Raw genomic sequence first — 15,219 nt, 5'->3', positions numbered from 1 at the left:
CCGTGAAGGGCTCCTTGAGGGAATCAGATTCCTTCAAGGAGCCCTTCACGGACCACAAGACCCGGTCACGTGGCGGTAAATCGGGCATTCCGGCGCCGTTGGCGTCCTTTGTGGACGGTCAGCGGGCCAAGGTCGCGCGGCTTAAGTTCCTGGCATTGACTCAGGCTTCACCTCACGGCGTCTCTGGGCGGCCGTACTCCATTTCGGTTCAGGACAGCAGTTCCGCGAGCCGCTCCGTGTCGCGCAGGTACTGCTCGTACGGGAAACCCGCCTTCAGCAAGGCCTCGCGAAACTCGTCCCGAAGCGGTTTCCCGGTGTCGTGGAAAGCCGTCCGACCGGCATCGGTGAGAGTGACCAGTCGTCGTCGGGCGTGGTCGGGGTCCTGGCGCACCTCCACGAGCCCGGCCGATTCCAGCGGGCGCAGTGCGCGGCTGATCGCCGGGTCGGATACCGACATCGCCTGCGCCAGCTGATGCTGCGTCGCGGGTTCGATGTCTTCCACTGTGCCCAGCAGTCGCAGCTGGCTGTACGTCAATCCGCCTGAGCCGTCCGCGCGCTGCCGCGCGGCTTCGCCCAGGAGGAACACCACTCGATGCAGCGCTTCGGCAAGTCCGTCGTCCACGAGGGTGAGCCTACCAGGAGTGTTGACGAGTTAATATTAACTATGCAAGACTCATCGGCATGGAGATCCCTTACGTCGCTCAGACCCTGTTCCCCCTGATCTGGCCGCTGATCGCGGTCGTCGGTGCGGTGGTCCGCACCCGGAAGAGCCCCTCGCCGCAGGCCAGGCTCGAGACCTGGCAGCGGTGGTGGGCCGTCGCCGCGCTCGGGTGCGGCAGCCTGTGGATGGTCCTCGCGTTCCTCGGCGCGCCGGGCATGATGGCCGAGGTGATCGGGTTCGCCCCGTCGGCGTTCCAGTTCGAGATCGCGTTCGCCAACCTCGGGCTCGCGGTGATGGGCTTCCGCGCCGCCTCGGCCTCGGCCACCGCGCGGGAGCGCCTCACTGTCGGCCTCGGGGCCGGGATGTTCCTGTGGGGCGCGCTGATCGGGCACGTGTACCAGTGGTTCGCGAACGGCGACCACGCGCCGGGCAACACCGGTGGCGTCCTGGTCTGCGACCTGCTGTTCCCGGCGGTGCTGATCGTCCTCGCGGTCCGTTCGAAGCGGCTGGTCGCGGCCAAGCAGCCGGAGCTGGTCTAGCCGACCTGCGCGGCTCGGCGGCGGGGTTTAGTTTCTACGCCGTGGCAAGACTCAGTGTGGTCCGATTCGGACTGGTCGCGGGGCTGGCCGTGCTCGCGGCCGGGGCAGCGGTGCTCAGCGCGGCGGTGTCGGCGTGGTGGTGGTTCCTGGCGGCGCCGTTGCTCGTGCTCGCGGCGACCGGGGTGTACGACGTGACCCAGCGGCGGCATTCGGTCCTGCGGAACTATCCGGTGCTCGGGCACCTGCGGTTCTTGCTCGAAAGCATCCGGCCGGAATTGCAGCAGTACTTCGTGGAACGCAACTTCGACGGCCGCCCTTACGACCGCGACGTCCGGTCCATAGTTTATCAACGCGCCAAGGGCACGGCCGCGGAAGAACCATTCGGCACCGAGCGCGACGTGTATGCCGAGGGATACGAATTCCTCGTCCCGTCACTCGCGCCGGTGCCGGTTCCGGATACTGCGCCGCGGGTCCGGGTCGGCGGGCCGGACTGCAATCAGCCGTACGAGATGGCTTTGCTGAATGTGTCCGCGATGAGCTTTGGTTCCTTGTCCAGCAACGCAATCCTCGCGCTGAACCAAGGAGCCGCCCGAGGCGGTTTCGCCCACGACACCGGCGAGGGCGGCCTGTCGGAGTATCACCTGCGCGGCGGCGGCGACCTGATCTGGGAAATCGGCACCGGGTACTTTGGCTGCCGAACCTCCGGCGGTGACTTCGATCCCTTGACCTTCGCAGACAAAGCCGCGCACGACTCGGTGAAATGCGTTTCGCTCAAACTTTCGCAAGGCGCGAAGCCCGGGATGGGCGGGGTGCTGCCGGGTACGAAAGTGAATGCGGAAATCGCCCGGGTGCGCGAGGTTCCGTTGGGGCAGACAGTGGTTTCCCCGCCGTACCATCGAGTGTTCTCGACGCCGCGTGAACTGGTGCTGTTCATTGCCCGGATGCGTGAGTTGGCTGGTGGCAAGCCGACCGGATTCAAGCTGTGCGTCGGTTCGCGGGTGCAGGTGCTGGCGGTGTGCAAGGCGATGCTGGCTGAAGGGGTTACGCCGGACTTCATTGTGGTCGACGGTGCCGAGGGCGGTACCGGTGCCGCTCCGCTGGAGTTCGCGGATCACCTTGGCACGCCGCTCACCGAGGGCTTGCACACTGTCCACAATGCACTGGTCGGCACCGGGTTGCGGGACCGGATCCGGCTCGGGGCGAGCGGAAAGGTCGCTACCGGGGCGGATGTCGTGAAGCGGCTGATCCAGGGCGCGGACTACACGAACGCCGCGCGGGCGATGATGTTCGCGGTGGGGTGCATTCAGTCGCAGCGGTGCCACACGAACAAGTGCCCGGTGGGGGTCGCGACGCAGGATCCACGCCGGGGGCGGGCGCTCGACGTGGCGGACAAGACCGAGCGGGTGCGGCGTTATCAGGAGGCTACGGTCGCCTCGGCGATGCGGATCATGGCGGCGATGGGGGTGTCGGATCCGGCCGAGCTGTCGCCGCAGTTGCTGCGACGGCGGGTGGATGCGCGGACGGTGCTGTCGTATGGAGAGTGGTACGACTGGCTGTCGCCGGGGGAGTTGCTGGGAGATCCGCCGAAGGGGTGGGCGGAGGAGTGGGCAGCGGCCGATCCGGACCGGTTCGCCTGAGCGAGCCTTTGGGTACCGTCGATGCGTGATCGCTGGTGAGCAGCCGGGCTTGGACGAGATCGAGGCGCGTTTCGTGGCGCTTCTCGACGGGCGGATGACCCGTGACGCGGTGGACCGCTGGGCGGGTCGGTGGCTGGCCGACGACGGGCTTTCGTGGGATGAGCTGAGCCTATGGGCCTTGCGTCTCCTCTTCGGAATCGATCTGCCTCGTGGGCCCGGTGGCGACTATCTGCATGACGACAGCCAGGTACGGGATTGGCTGGTCGAGCTGAGGAGACGGCGCGCCCGATGATTCGCTGTGGTTCGCGCGAGCGGGTTCGGGTCGCCGGACGTGGGCGGTCGGCGCTTCCGTCCGGTTGACGTGCGGTTCGCCGCAAGTGGCGTGCGCCGGACCCGCTGATGGCCGAGCGGAGGCACGGCCGGGCGGGGGTCTCGCGCAGGGGCCGACCGGCGGTCCACTGGCGATCCGTCCCCCGATCGGGCAGGATCGGGGCCCGTGGCTTCGGCAGACGGGCAGGACATGGGCGACCTCGAGGTTTCCGTCCGGTGGAGGGGACCGGCCGCGGTCGTGACCGTGGGCGGCGAGATCGATCTGGTCACCGCGCCGGAACTCGGCGAGTTCGTGGGCGGGGTGCTCGAGCGCGAGCCCGGCGTGCTGGTCGTGGACCTGCGCGCGGTCGACTTCCTCAGCTCGTCCGGGCTGCAGGTGCTGGCCGGGGCGCATCGCCAGCTCACCGCGGGCGCGTTGCGGGTGGTGAGCACGTCCTCGATCACCTCGCGGCCGTTCACGACCACCGGACTCGACGAGTGGATCTCGCTGTTCCCCTCGGTCGACCAGGCGCTGGCCGGGGTGGCCGGAGCGGGCGGTTGACCATGGACGTGCAGGAGGACACCCGCGCGCTGAGCTGTCACGGGATCGTGGCGGAGCCGGAGGCGTTGCGCGCGTTGCGGCACCGGCTGCTGGCGTGGGCGCTGGAGTCGGGCATTCCGGATGATCGCGCGCACGACATCGTGCTGGCCGGGTACGAGGCGCTGGCGAACGTCGCGGATCACGCGTACCCCGGGGAACCGGGGCTGGTGGATCTCGACGCGGTGTGCCGCCCGGACAGCGTCGAGGTCGTGATCAAGGACCACGGGGAGTGGCGCCCGCCGGACGAGACCGAGGCCGAGGACGACCCGGTTTCGGTGCGCGGACGCGGATTGCTGCTGGTGCAGGCGACTGCGGATCGGGCGGACGTGCGGACCAGCGCGGACGGCACGGTGGTCACGTTGGGGTGGCAGCTGGACTGAGGACCGGTTTCGCCCCGGTTCGGGTTGGGGCGGGCTGCGGTTTGTCGGAGTATCGGCTGAGCGGGCCAGTGCGCGTGACATGGTGGTCGCGTCGGGGCGGCACCTGGGCTGAGGGGCAGGTCGGCCGAGGCAGGCGAGGATCCGGTTCGGTGCGCGGAAAGATCAGCTCACCGGTTCGGCGGCGCGTCGCCGCAACAGGTACCGCTGCACCTTCCCGCTCGGGTTGCGCGGCAGGTCCGGGATGAACTCCACCCGTCGCGGGTATTTGTACGGCGCGGCAAGGGATTTCGCGAAGTCCTGCAGTTCCCTCACCTTCGCGTCGTCGCCGAGAACGCCGTCGTTGAGGACGACGTAAGCCGCGACGATCGAGCCGCGCGCGTCGTCCGGGGCGGCGACCACGGCGCACTCCAGCACGTCGGGATGGCGCAGCAGCACCTCCTCCACCTCGGGACCGGCGATGTTGTAGCCGGACGAGACGATCATGTCGTCGCTGCGGGCGCGGTAGTGGAAGTAGCCGTCGGGGTCGCGGACGTAGGTGTCGCCGGTCAGGTTCCAGCCGTCCTCGACGAAAACGGTTTGCCGGTCGTCGGCCAGGTAACGGCAGCCGGTCGGGCCTTGGACGGCCAGGCGGCCGGGGGTGCCGTCGGGGACGGGGCGGCCTTCGTCGTCGACGATTCGCGCGCGGTAGCCCGGGACGGCGCGGCCGGTGGCGCCCGGGCGGGCGTCCTCGTCGGCGGCGGAGATGAAGACGTGCAGCATTTCGGTGCTGCCGATGCCGTCGATGAGCCAGTGGCCGGTCGCCTCGTGGAAGTCGGTCGCGACGGATTCGGGCAGTGCCTCGCCTGCCGACACCGCGCGGCGCAAACCGGAAAGCAGCGGGCGGCGGTCGGACGCCAGGATCGCCCGGTACGCGGTGGGCGCGGTGAACAGGACGGTCACGTGGTGCTCGGCGACGAGGTCGGCCAGTTCGGCCGGAGTGGCGCGTTCGACGAGCAGCGTCGCGGCGCCGGCGTGCAGCGGGAAGACCAGCAGGCCGCCGAGGCCGAAGGTGAACGCCAGCGGGGGAGTGCCGCAGAACAGGTCGGTTTCCTGGGGTTTGACCAGGTGCCGGGAGAACGTGTCGGCGATGGCGAGCAGGTCGCGGTGGAAATGCATGGTCGCCTTGGGGCGGCCGGTGGTGCCTGAGGTGAAGGCGAGGAGGGCGACGTCGTCCGCGGCGGTGTCGACGTCCTCGAAGGTCTCGGCGCGAGTGGCGCAGCGGGCGGCCAGATCGTCGGGAGCGTCGCCGCCGTAGCCGATTAGGGGGAGGTCGAAGGACTGCAGTTCTTCGGGATACCGGTGGTCGCAAAGGGCGATGACGGGCGTGCTCGCTTCGATGATTTTCGACAGCTCGTGCGCGCGCAGCATGGGCATGGTGGCGACGGCGACCGCGCCCGCTTTCAGGACGCCGAGCCAGCACGCGGCGAGCCACGGGGTGTTCGGCCCGCGCAGCAGCACACGGTTCCCCGGCACGACGCCTTGTGCGGTGAGTTCGTGGGCGATCTGGTTGGCGCGGGTCAGAAGCTCGCCGTAGGACCAGGATTCGGTGGGGGACAGCAGCGCGGGACGGTCCGCTCCCCAGCGCGCGATCGTGTCGTCGAGCAGGCGAGTGGCCGCGTTGAGCCGGTCGGGGTACTGCAGTTCGGGCAGGTCGAACCACAACCGCGGCCACTGCTCGAACGGCGGGAGGTGATCCCGGCAGAACGTGTCGACATGCGCACTCGGCTGGAGCTGCACCACGTGCCCCCATTTCGGACGACGGCCATTCACGCGTCCAGCTACTGTAATACGTTTTACGACCGTCAGGAAGACGCAACATCGGACGGCGCTCGCGAGGGCACGGAGCGCAGTCGGGACGCGGTTGCCCGAGGGTTGCGGCGGCTCTGGAACGGGGTGGTGGCCGGGCGCGGAGCTGTTCGAGGAAGGCGGCCATCCGGTCGGCGAGCGAAGATCGCGCTGCGGGACACGGCTGGTTGCGGACTTCGGGTGGGCAGGGCGGAGTGCCCTGGCCGCAGGGGCCTCGCTCCGGGCCGCCGCAGCTGGTGTGAACTTCGGGGTGCCCGGGCAGGGGCGATTGCGGTGCGTGGGCCGGGGACCAAGCCCTCGGCGCGGCCGCAGGTGGTCGGGCGGCAGCGGATGGTGCCGGTCAGGGGCGGAGTTGCTCGCGGAACTTGGCGATGGGCTCGCGGAGCAGATCGTCGTAGTCCTCGGTGGTGGTGTCGATCGCGGCGATGACCCGTTCGAGCCGCTCCAGGTGGTCCGGGCGCGCGTGCCAGTGGGACGGCGGGACGCGCATCGTCGACGCGAGGAGGTCGCCGGGATAGAGGTCGCCTTCGCAGAGCGGGTTGTGCTCCAGCATCGCCAGCGCCCGCGGCACGAGGATCGGCGCGCCGACGTCCTGGCCGAGCAGGAGGCGGAGGTCCTCGGCGGTGAGCAGGCCGATGGGCTTGCGCCGCAAGCGAAGCACGGTCGCGATCAAACCGGGTCGCGTCGGCGGGAGGGTCTCCCCAGCCGGAGTTTTCGATCTGCTCCAGCGACTGGGCGGACCGGTCGGCTCGTCGGGACATGGGCGGCACCTTCCGGTCGGCGCGGCAGCGAGAAGTCCGTGTGGGGAATCCCGAGGGACTCAGGGTTCCCCTCACGGAACGCGGCCGCTCAGGCGTGGGCGTCCAGGTAGGCGGGATCCGGGGGAGGGATCGGGACATCCGGTTGCCCGGCCAGGAGCTGGTTCATCGCGGTGAAGTACGGCGGTGCGGCGACCGTGCCGCCGAAGGCGCCGTGGCCGCAGTCGCCCAGGTGGACTGGGGTGCCGGGGCAGATTTCCTGGGGGTGGGGGCCGTCGGCGAAGACCATGGAGGACACCGCGTAGTGGTCGACCCCGCCGACGAACGCGACGGATTCGCTTTCCTGCGTGGTTCCGGTCTTGCCGATGTCCGGGTGGGTCCACCCGGCCGACTGGGCCGCGCGGGCGGACGTGCCGACGGTGGTGTCCTGGCTCAGCCCGGCCTCCAGCGTGTTCGCGACGCCGGGCGGGATCACCTGTTCGCAGGCTTGCTGGTGCAGCGAAACCGGCTGGCCGTGGCGGTCGGTGACGGACAGGATCGGGTCGGGCGGGCACCACATGCCGCCGCTCATCAGGGTTGCCGAGACGTTCGCCATCTCCAGCGGGCTTACCGGGCTGTTGCCCAGGGTGAAGGACAGCAGGTTCTGGAAGTACTGCGACTGCGGTTCGTTGTATTGCGGGTTTTTCGACCGCGCGTCGGACGGGTCGGTGATCGGTTTGCTGCCCGCGTCGTTGGTCGCCATGGTGTTGCGCAGCCCCAGTTTCCGCGCCATGTCCAGCACCGCGGGCATGCCCACTTGCGCCTCCAGGCCGACGAACGCGACGTTCGGCGACGTCGCCAGGCCCGCGGACAGCGAGATCGGGTTCGGGTAGCTCGTGCCGTCGTTGCTCACCGGATAGCAGTGCGTGTACCGGTTCATGTCGGGCGGGTTGAAACAGTCGCTGAACGGGTTCGTCAGCGGCGTGTTCAGGCCCGCTTTCCCGGTGACCATTGCCGCGGCCGAGGTGAAGATCTTGAACGACGAGCCCGCGCCGAACTTGTTGCTCGCGTCGGCCACGATGTTCGTCGACGTCTCGCCCTGGTCGGGGTCGGTGCCGTAGTTGCGGTTCGCGACCATCGCGAGGACCTGGTGCCCGTCGCTGCCGGGCTGCACGATCGCGAAGGTGTTCGCGACGCCGTCCTGGGCGGTCGGCACGTTCGCGTTCACCGCGTCCTTCGTCACCTGGCTCACGTGCGGGTCCATTGTGGTCTTCACGGTGTACCCGCCGGTGTCGATCTGGTCGGCGGTGAGCCCGGATTGCACGAGGTAGCGCACCGCGTACGCGCAGAAGAACCCGGCGTCCGGGGCCGCGCCGAGGCACGTGCTCGACGGCGCCTGCGGCCGCGACCCGCTGAGGCCCAGCGGAGTCGCCTTCGCGGTCGCCCCGTAGGACGCCGGGATCGAGCGCGCCGACACCATCGAATCGATCACCAGATTGCGCCGTTGGAGCGCCTTGTCCGGATGCGTGTACGGGTTGTAGACGTTGGGGTTGTTCACCATCCCGGCCAGCAGCGCGGCCTGCGGCACGGTCAGTTTGTCCGCTGTCGTCCCGAAATACGCCTGCGCGGCGGCTCCGACGCCGTAGACCGTGCCGGTGTACTCGACCACGTTCAGGTAGTCGGCCAGGATGTCGTCCTTGGACACGGTCTGGCTCAGCTGCACGGCGATCTTCGCCTCGCGCAGCTTGCGCGCCAGCGAATCCTCCTGATCCCGTTGCTGCGCCGCCTTGTCGTTGCGGTCCACGACGTTCACCAGGTAGTTCTTCACGTATTGCTGCGTGAGCGTGGACGCGCCCTGCAGATTCCCGCCGGAACTGTTGTGCACCGCGGCGCGCAGCATGCCCTGCGGGTCGACGCCGCCCTCGCTGTAGAACCGGCGGTCCTCGATGTCGACGATCGCGGCTTTCATCGCGGGGGAGATCTGCGCGGGAGTGACCGGAATGCGGTACTGCGCGTACAAAGTCGCGATCGTCCCGCCGCTGCGGTCGGTGACCGTGGTGACGAGCGGCGGCTCCGCGTGCACCAGATCGGCGGAAATGGAGTCGACGGAATCGCTCACCTGGTTGGACAGCACGCCGGCTCCGATCGCGACCGGGGCCAGAGCGCCCGCGACGAGAATCCCGGCCAGCACGCACAATCCGAGGAACGGGGCTATCCCCCTGCGACGAGACACGGTTCCCACGTTATGCCTGTCCTCGTGAGAAACCGGTGTGCGGACGAGGGTGTTTCATCGAGCCAACCTTCCGAGCAGAGCCGAAGCGACCGCGATCGCCAATGCGGTCGCACCCACTAAGACGCCGAAGTCGGCCCCGAGGTTCGCAGGGGTGCCGATCAAGAGTCCCCGCAAGGCATCGACTTGGTAACTGAGCGGGTTCGCATGGCTCAAAACCTTGAGCCAGGACGGCATCAGGTTCACCGGATAGAGCGCGTTGGACCCGAAAAACAGCGGCATCGTGATCGCTTGGCCGATGCCCATCAGTCGTTCGCGCGAAAGTACCAAACCGGCGATAACGATCGAAAGACAGCAGAAAAAGGCCGAACCGAGCACAACGGCCACCGCGGTGCCCAGCAGCCGCAACGGATTCGCGGTCAGCCCGACGCCGAGCAGTGCGGCGAGGACCACCACGATGAACGCCTGCACGAGCGCGCGCACTCCGGCCGCGAACGCCTTGCCCGCCACCAGTGCCGCACGCGGTGTGGGCGTGACGAGCAGCTTCGCGAGGACGCCCGCGTCGCGCTCCCAGATGATCTGGATGCCGTAGAAGATGGAGATGAACAGCGCGGACTGGGCGAGGATGCCGGGCGCGAGGTAGTCGAGGTACGGCACCGATCCGGTCGGGATCGCGCGCAGCCGGGTGAACGTTTCGCCGAAGATGAGCAGCCACAGCGCGGGCTGGATCGCCCGGGTGAGCAGTTCGGTCTGGTCGCGGCGGAGTTTCTGCAGTTCCACCAGGCACATCGCGCCGATCCGGGAGAACAGGACGCGCAGCTGTCCCAGCGGGCCGGGGTCAGCCGAGACGGCGGGCGGTGCGGCGAGCGGCACGGACATCGCGGATCCCTCCTGTGTCGAGCGCGTTCCCGGTGACGGTCCGGAAGACGTCGTCCAAAGTGGACTCCGGGCCGAGCCCGGCTTCGAGGTCGGCCGGGGTGCCGAGCGCGCGGATCCGGCCGGTGTGCATCAGCGCGACGCGGTCGCAATACTGCTCGGCCTCGTCCATGTAATGGGTGGTGACGAGCACGGTCATCCCGGTTTTGGCGCGGATCTCGGAAATCCGCTCCCAGACCGCCGAGCGCGCCACCGGGTCGAGGCCGATGGTCGGCTCGTCGAGGATCAGCAGCCGGGGCGAGCTGACGAGCGCCTGTGCCAGTTCCAGCCTGCGGATCATGCCGCCGGAGTAACGCCCGGCCGGGCGATCCGCCTCACTCTCCAGGCCGACCAGTTCGAGTGCTTCGCGCACTTGGGAAGCGCGCTGGGCCCGTGGGACGTCGAAAAGCCGGGCGAACAGCGCCACGTTCTCGCGGCCGGTGAGCGCGCCGTCGGCGGAAAGTTGTTGCGGGACATAGCCGATCAGCCTGCGGACGGCCATCCGGCGGCGGGCGACGTCGAGCCCGAAGACGCTGATGCGGTCTGCGGAAACGGGCAGCAATGTCGTGATCATCCGGATCGTGGTGGTTTTCCCGGCTCCGTTCGGGCCGAGGAGGCCGAAGACTTCGCCGGACTCGATGGCGAGATCCACGCCGTCGACCGCGACGGTGGTGCCGAAGGCGTGCCGCAAGCCAGTGCAGCGGACAGCGGGTTCGCTCATGCTGTGTCCTCCTTAAGCACCTCGGTGAGCCGCTCGAGAGCGGGCAGCGCGGCGACGATCGCCGTCGTGTCCTCTTCGGACAGTTGAGTGAGCGCCGCGGAAACCAGGCCGATGCGAGTACGCCGCCAGGCCGCCATCCGGTCCCGGGCCGCGTCGGTGAGCTGCAATCGCGCGGCCCGGCGGTCGGCCGGGTCGACTTCGCGACGCAGCAGGCCCGCCTCGGTGAGCACGTTCACGAGCGTGCTCACCGAATTCCCGGCCAGGCTCAGCTCCCGGGCCGCCGCCGCGACGCCGATGCCCGGATTCCGGTGCACCACGCGCAGCAGTTCCACCTGCGAGCCGGGCAGATGCGGCCCGGGCAGTTCGGCGCGCACCCGGCGGCGCACGACCCGGCGTACGCCCAGCACGGCGGTGAGGACGCGTTCGGCGAGATCGATCCGGGGTGCGGGCATGCCGCCAAGTTAGCTCTGACTCAGAGTCTTTAGCAACACTAAATGTCCCGTTCGCCGGAAGCCTGCTGATTCATCCCCGGTGCAGGAGCAGGGCGACGCCCAGCGCGATCATCGTCGCCGCGATCACGCCGTCCAGGATTCGCCAGGCCGCGGGGCGGGCGAACACATCGGACAGTCGCCGCGCGCCGAGGCCGAGGGCGCTGAACCAGACCGCGCTCGCGACCACCGCGCCGATGCCGAACAGCCAGCGGCTGTCGCCGTGTCCGGCCGCGACGGAGCCGACGAGGAGAACGGTGTCGAGGTAGACGTGCGGGTTGAGCCAGGTGAGCGCGAGGCAGGTGAGGAGCGTGCGCTTCGGCGAGGTCAGGTCCGCGGGGGAGACGGCCAGCGTGCCCGGGCGGAAGGCGCGGCGTGCGGCGAGGATCCCGTACCCCACAAGGAAGAGCCCGCCGACGATCGCGATCACCTTGATCCCTGACGGCCACCGCCGCAGCACCGCCCCGATCCCGCTCACCCCGGCGGCGATGAGGACCGCGTCGGACAGTGTGCACACGAGGATCACCGGCACGACGAGGCCGCCGCGCAGCCCTTGGCGGAGCACGAAGGCGTTCTGTGCGCCGATGGCGACGATGAGGGACAGGCCGGTGCCGAATCCGGCGGTGAGAGCAGCGATCACCCCGCCGACGTTAAGAGCGGGAGCGACCATTATTCCAGGTAAAGATTCTGAACTAAGATAAGCGATTGTGATGTCCGATCTTCCGCTCGACCAGGTCCGCACCTTGCTCGCGGTGGTGGACGAGCAGTCGTTCGACCGCGCCGCGGCGGTGCTGCACGTGACGCCGCCCGCGGTGAGCCAGCGGGTGAAAGCGCTGGAACAGCGGATCGGCCGGGTGCTCGTGCTGCGGTCGAAACCCGTGCGGCTCACCGAATCCGGCGAGGTGCTGGTGCGGTTCGCGCGGCAGTTGACCCGGCTCGAAGCGGACACGCGCGCGGAGCTCGGCCTCGGCGGTCCCGGCCTGCCGACGACGCTGCCGATCGCGGTCAACGCGGACTCGCTGGCCACCTGGTTCCTGTCCGCGCTCGAGGAGGTCCCCGCCGAGCCGCCGGTCTCGTTCGACCTGCGCAGCGACGACCAGGACCACACCGCCGCCCTCCTGCGCGAGGGGCTGGTGATGGCCGCGATCACGGCGACGCCGCAGCCGGTGCAGGGCTGCACGGTCAGCCGGCTCGGCACGATGCGATACCGCGCGGTGGCGTCCGCGGAGTTCGTGCGGCGCTGGCTGGACGGCGGCTCGCTGGCGGAGCGGCTGCCTGCCGCGCCCGCGGTGCTGTTCGATCGAAAAGACGATCTGCAGGACCGGTTCCTGCGTCGGCTGACCCGCCGCACACTGCCGGGCCGGGTCCGGCACTACATCCCGGCGTCGGTGTCCTTTGTGGACGCGGTGGCGGCCGGGCTGGGGTGGGGAATGGTGCCGGACCTCCAGCTGTCCGGGCGGGAACTGGTCGACCTCGCGCCGGATCGGGCGGTGGACGTCGCGCTGTACTGGCAGCAGTGGAAGCTCGACTCGCCGTCGCTGGCCGCGCTGGCGGAGGCGGTGGGACGGGCGGCTGGGCGCTCGCTGGGGCCGTAACAGCCGGGAGGCGCGGGGCGTCTGTTTCACCGTGTCTCAGACAACGGGCAGCACGCTGTCCGGACTTCTCGAGGGAAGGACGCTCCAGTGGCGGAACCGGCCAGCGCCGAGGCCATCGACCAGTTGCGCGACGACTGGAAACTGAGCGAAGCGGAGGAGCTGGGCCGGCGGGCGGTCCGGGATTTCCCGGACGATCCGGCCAGGTGGATCGCACTGGGCCGGGTGCGGCTCGATCGGTATTTCCCGGAAGAGGCGCTCGAGATCTTCGAACGCGCGTCGACCTGCTCCGACCCGGTTCCGGAGGCGGTGGCATGGCAGGTCGCGGCGGCCGGGTCCGCAGCAGGGGCAGTTGGCCAGACTTTGAGTTATCCCTGGGCGATGGGCCAGAGGTCGTCGTTGAGGAGCCGCTTCACGATCTTTCCGGTGGCGTTGCGGGGAAGTTCGGGTACGAAGTAGACGTCGCGCGGCACCGCGAACCGGGCGAGTTTCTGGTGGATGTAGTGCCGGACGTCCTCGGCGTGCATGCGCGCGCCGTGGCGGAGCACGACGTACGCGGCAAGGCGTTGGCCGAACTCGTCGTCCGGAACACCGACCACGGCCGCGTCGGAAACACCGGGCAGCGCGGCCAAGGCTTCCTCGACCGGACGCGGGAACACGTTCTCGCCGCCGGACACGATCATCTCGTCGGCCCGCCCGGTCACGAACAGCCGACCCGACGCGTCCTGGTAGCCGACGTCGCCGGTGGCCATCAGGTCGTGGGCGCGCGGGACGCTGGAACCGTTGGTGTAGCCGTCGAAGAGCATGTCGTTGCCGACGAAGATCTGGCCCTCGTCGCCGGGCGGGACCGGGCGGCGGTCCTCGTCCAGGATCGCGACCTGGGTGCCGGGCGGGCAGCGGCCGGCGGAGGTCGGCGCGGCGCGCAGGTCCGCCGGGTCGGCGATGCTCGCCCAGGACACCTCGGTGGAGCCGTAGAAGTTGTAGAGGACGTCGCCGAAGGTGTCCATGAACGACGTCACGAACGCGCCCGGCATCGCCGACCCGCTGCTCGCCACGATCCGCAGCGACGACAGGTCGTACCGGTTGCGCACGCGTTCGGGCAGGTCGAGGATCCGCTGCAGCATGATCGGCACCGCGAACAGCGCGTCGCAGCGGTGTTCGGCGATCGTGCGCAGCGTGTGCTCCGCGTCGAACCGGCGGATCAGCGACAGTTCCGCGCGCAGCGCCATGCCGAGCTGCATCGCGGCCAGTCCCCAGCTGTGGAACAGCGGGGCGGCCACGGCGATCTTGTCCCTGGCCCGCAACGGGATTCGCGACAAAACGGTCGCCGACGTGCTCACGCCTTTCGGCGTCGGACGGCGCGCGCCCTTCGGGGCTCCGGTGGTGCCCGAGGTCAGCACGACGATCCGGCCCTCGCGTTCGCTCGGCTTCGGCCGCGTCGTGGGGGCGTCCTGGAGCAGCTCGTCCAGTGTGCGGTAGCCCTGATCGGCGTCGTCCCACGTGCTCACGCGCGGGAACTCGCCGGGCACTGACGCGATGATCGGCGCGAACTCGTCGTCGGCGAGGACCGCGGCGGGCGGGTGCTGCGTCAGTACTTCTTCGACCGCGGCGGGGGAGAGGCCGGTGTTGAGCAGGACGACGTCGACGCCGAGCTTGCTGCATCCGACGAAGGCCTCGACCATCGCCGCGTGGTTGCGGCACATCAGCGCGACCCGCGAACCAGCCTCGACGTCGAGCGCGGCCAGTGCGTTGGCCAGCTGGTTGCTGCGTTCGTCGATCTCGCCGAACGTGCGGGAGTTGCGCTCGTCGTGCACCGCGACGTCGTCGGCGCCGCGGGCGGTCGCGGCGAGGTACCCGCCGGCCAGCGTCGCGCCCCAGCGGGCGAACGAACTGAGCTGCTTGACCACTTTGTCCGGCCGTCCGGCGGCCAGCACGCCGGCTCGGACCAGCGTGTTCGCCGTGCGCAGGGCCGTCGCCGGCTCGTGCTCCGGCGGGTCGCCCGGCAGGCCGGACAGCTGCTGCCCGATCCGCTTCGACAGCTGTTTGAGCAGGCTTTTCGCCGTGCCGCGCGCGAGCAGTCCGGAGTGTTCCGGCGGCAGCGACGGGAGCATCATCCGCAGCACGATCTCGGTGCCGCCGCGCGGGACCGGGCGCAATTCGATCGACACCCACGTCCGCTCGTCCGGCAGCCCGCACCAGACGACGTGCTCGCCCGGCCGGTACACCGCCGCGTGGACGGTGCCCTCGACCATGGTTTCCCGGTCCGGGGCCAGCCGGATCAGGCAGTGCGGGCCGCGGCCGCGTTCGGCGGGCACGGTGACCTCGCACCAGCTGATCGCCGGGACGAACCTCGGGTACAGCTCCGGGGTGCCGACGATCTGCCACACCTGTTCGGGCGAGTGCCCGACCACCGCACTCGCCTCGACTACATCGTCTCGCATCGCGATCCGCCTCGCCGCCGCACGCGTGTGGGCTCCCCGGTCCTTCCCGGACGCGTGTGTTCAGGTTGCGGGGACGCTACCAGGCAAGAGAGGCCTGGGGTACTCCGAAGGACCGGAAATCCA

15 protein-coding genes are annotated in these 15,219 nt (G+C 69.6%); 6 read left to right on the top strand and 9 right to left on the bottom strand.

The annotated features are described in order from the left end of the window. Nucleotides 1-208 precede the first annotated feature (208 nt). Nucleotides 209-622, bottom strand: coding sequence for a MarR family transcriptional regulator (locus ABZX37_RS28655; protein ID WP_354744662.1), 414 nt, complete (start codon nt 620-622; stop codon nt 209-211). A 59-nt stretch (nt 623-681) separates the two neighbouring features. On the opposite strand from ABZX37_RS28655, the gene ABZX37_RS28650 reads away from it, so the two are divergent. The 5 genes from ABZX37_RS28650 to ABZX37_RS28630 all read left to right on the top strand — a co-directional run bounded on the left by ABZX37_RS28650 (nt 682) and on the right by ABZX37_RS28630 (nt 4,127). Beyond that, nucleotides 682-1,200, top strand: coding sequence for a DUF6790 family protein (locus ABZX37_RS28650; RefSeq protein WP_354744660.1), 519 nt, complete (start codon nt 682-684; stop codon nt 1,198-1,200). Nucleotides 1,201-1,241: 41 nt separating this feature from the next. Then, nucleotides 1,242-2,837 carry an FMN-binding glutamate synthase family protein gene (locus tag ABZX37_RS28645; protein WP_354744658.1) on the top strand — a complete coding sequence of 532 codons (1,596 nt, stop codon included), beginning with the start codon at nt 1,242-1,244 and terminating at the stop codon, nt 2,835-2,837. A 49-nt stretch (nt 2,838-2,886) separates the two neighbouring features. Continuing rightward, on the top strand, nt 2,887-3,129 hold the full coding sequence (locus ABZX37_RS28640; protein ID WP_354744656.1) for a hypothetical protein: 243 nt from the start codon (nt 2,887-2,889) through the stop codon (nt 3,127-3,129). 204 nt (nt 3,130-3,333) lie between these two features. Then, complete coding sequence (locus ABZX37_RS28635; protein ID WP_354744654.1) at nt 3,334-3,708, top strand: STAS domain-containing protein; 375 nt, start codon at nt 3,334-3,336, stop codon at nt 3,706-3,708. Nucleotides 3,709-3,710: 2 nt separating this feature from the next. Next, entirely contained in the window at nt 3,711-4,127 is a 417-nt protein-coding gene (locus ABZX37_RS28630; RefSeq protein ID WP_354744677.1) for an ATP-binding protein, read from the top strand. Between the two features lie 162 nt (nt 4,128-4,289). On the opposite strand, the gene ABZX37_RS28625 is transcribed toward ABZX37_RS28630, so the two are convergent. The 7 genes from ABZX37_RS28625 to ABZX37_RS28595 form a co-directional block, all read right to left on the bottom strand. After that, nucleotides 4,290-5,903, bottom strand: coding sequence for an AMP-binding protein (locus ABZX37_RS28625; RefSeq protein WP_354744675.1), 1,614 nt, complete (start codon nt 5,901-5,903; stop codon nt 4,290-4,292). A gap of 409 nt (nt 5,904-6,312) precedes the next feature. Continuing rightward, nucleotides 6,313-6,624, bottom strand: a complete 312-nt coding sequence (locus ABZX37_RS28620) for a contact-dependent growth inhibition system immunity protein (RefSeq protein ID WP_354744652.1) — start codon at nt 6,622-6,624, stop codon at nt 6,313-6,315. A 197-nt stretch (nt 6,625-6,821) separates the two neighbouring features. Continuing rightward, nucleotides 6,822-8,951 carry a transglycosylase domain-containing protein gene (locus ABZX37_RS28615; protein ID WP_354744650.1) on the bottom strand — a complete coding sequence of 710 codons (2,130 nt, stop codon included), beginning with the start codon at nt 8,949-8,951 and terminating at the stop codon, nt 6,822-6,824. 45 nt (nt 8,952-8,996) lie between these two features. Then, complete coding sequence (locus ABZX37_RS28610; protein WP_354744648.1) at nt 8,997-9,818, bottom strand: ABC transporter permease; 822 nt, start codon at nt 9,816-9,818, stop codon at nt 8,997-8,999. Further along, entirely contained in the window at nt 9,778-10,575 is a 798-nt protein-coding gene (locus tag ABZX37_RS28605) for an ATP-binding cassette domain-containing protein (RefSeq protein ID WP_354744646.1), read from the bottom strand. The genes ABZX37_RS28610 and ABZX37_RS28605 overlap by 41 nt, the downstream gene beginning before the upstream one ends. Further along, complete coding sequence (locus ABZX37_RS28600) at nt 10,572-11,027, bottom strand: MarR family transcriptional regulator (protein WP_354744644.1); 456 nt, start codon at nt 11,025-11,027, stop codon at nt 10,572-10,574. The genes ABZX37_RS28605 and ABZX37_RS28600 overlap by 4 nt, the downstream gene beginning before the upstream one ends. A gap of 70 nt (nt 11,028-11,097) precedes the next feature. Further along, entirely contained in the window at nt 11,098-11,703 is a 606-nt protein-coding gene (locus ABZX37_RS28595; protein ID WP_354744642.1) for a LysE/ArgO family amino acid transporter, read from the bottom strand. A gap of 70 nt (nt 11,704-11,773) precedes the next feature. On the opposite strand from ABZX37_RS28595, the gene ABZX37_RS28590 reads away from it, so the two are divergent. Continuing rightward, nucleotides 11,774-12,658, top strand: a complete 885-nt coding sequence (locus ABZX37_RS28590; RefSeq protein ID WP_354744640.1) for a LysR family transcriptional regulator ArgP — start codon at nt 11,774-11,776, stop codon at nt 12,656-12,658. A 365-nt stretch (nt 12,659-13,023) separates the two neighbouring features. On the opposite strand, the gene ABZX37_RS28585 is transcribed toward ABZX37_RS28590, so the two are convergent. Next, nucleotides 13,024-15,096 (bottom strand): AMP-binding protein, encoded by a 2,073-nt coding sequence (locus ABZX37_RS28585; protein WP_354744638.1) that lies wholly within the window; start codon nt 15,094-15,096, stop codon nt 13,024-13,026. Nucleotides 15,097-15,219: the final 123 nt, after the last annotated feature.

Source organism: Amycolatopsis sp. NPDC004079, from assembly GCF_040610415.1.
In the GTDB taxonomy this organism is placed as follows: Bacteria; Actinomycetota; Actinomycetes; order Mycobacteriales; family Pseudonocardiaceae; genus Amycolatopsis; species Amycolatopsis halotolerans.
The sequence above is the reverse complement of the archived record's forward strand: the minus strand, read 5'-3'. Positions and strand labels throughout refer to the sequence as shown.

Bases quoted from the DNA above. Each gene is read 5' to 3' on its own strand.
- ABZX37_RS28650 (WP_354744660.1), top strand. From the start codon at position 682: ATGGAGATCCCTTACGTCGCTCAGACCCTGTTCCCCCTGATCTGGCCG.
- ABZX37_RS28630 (WP_354744677.1), top strand. From the start codon at position 3,711: ATGGACGTGCAGGAGGACACCCGCGCGCTGAGCTGTCACGGGATCGTG.
- ABZX37_RS28610 (WP_354744648.1), bottom strand. From the start codon at position 9,818: ATGTCCGTGCCGCTCGCCGCACCGCCCGCCGTCTCGGCTGACCCCGGC.
- ABZX37_RS28605 (WP_354744646.1), bottom strand. From the start codon at position 10,575: ATGAGCGAACCCGCTGTCCGCTGCACTGGCTTGCGGCACGCCTTCGGC.
- ABZX37_RS28600 (WP_354744644.1), bottom strand. From the start codon at position 11,027: ATGCCCGCACCCCGGATCGATCTCGCCGAACGCGTCCTCACCGCCGTG.
- ABZX37_RS28590 (WP_354744640.1), top strand. From the start codon at position 11,774: ATGTCCGATCTTCCGCTCGACCAGGTCCGCACCTTGCTCGCGGTGGTG.
- ABZX37_RS28585 (WP_354744638.1), bottom strand. From the start codon at position 15,096: ATGCGAGACGATGTAGTCGAGGCGAGTGCGGTGGTCGGGCACTCGCCC.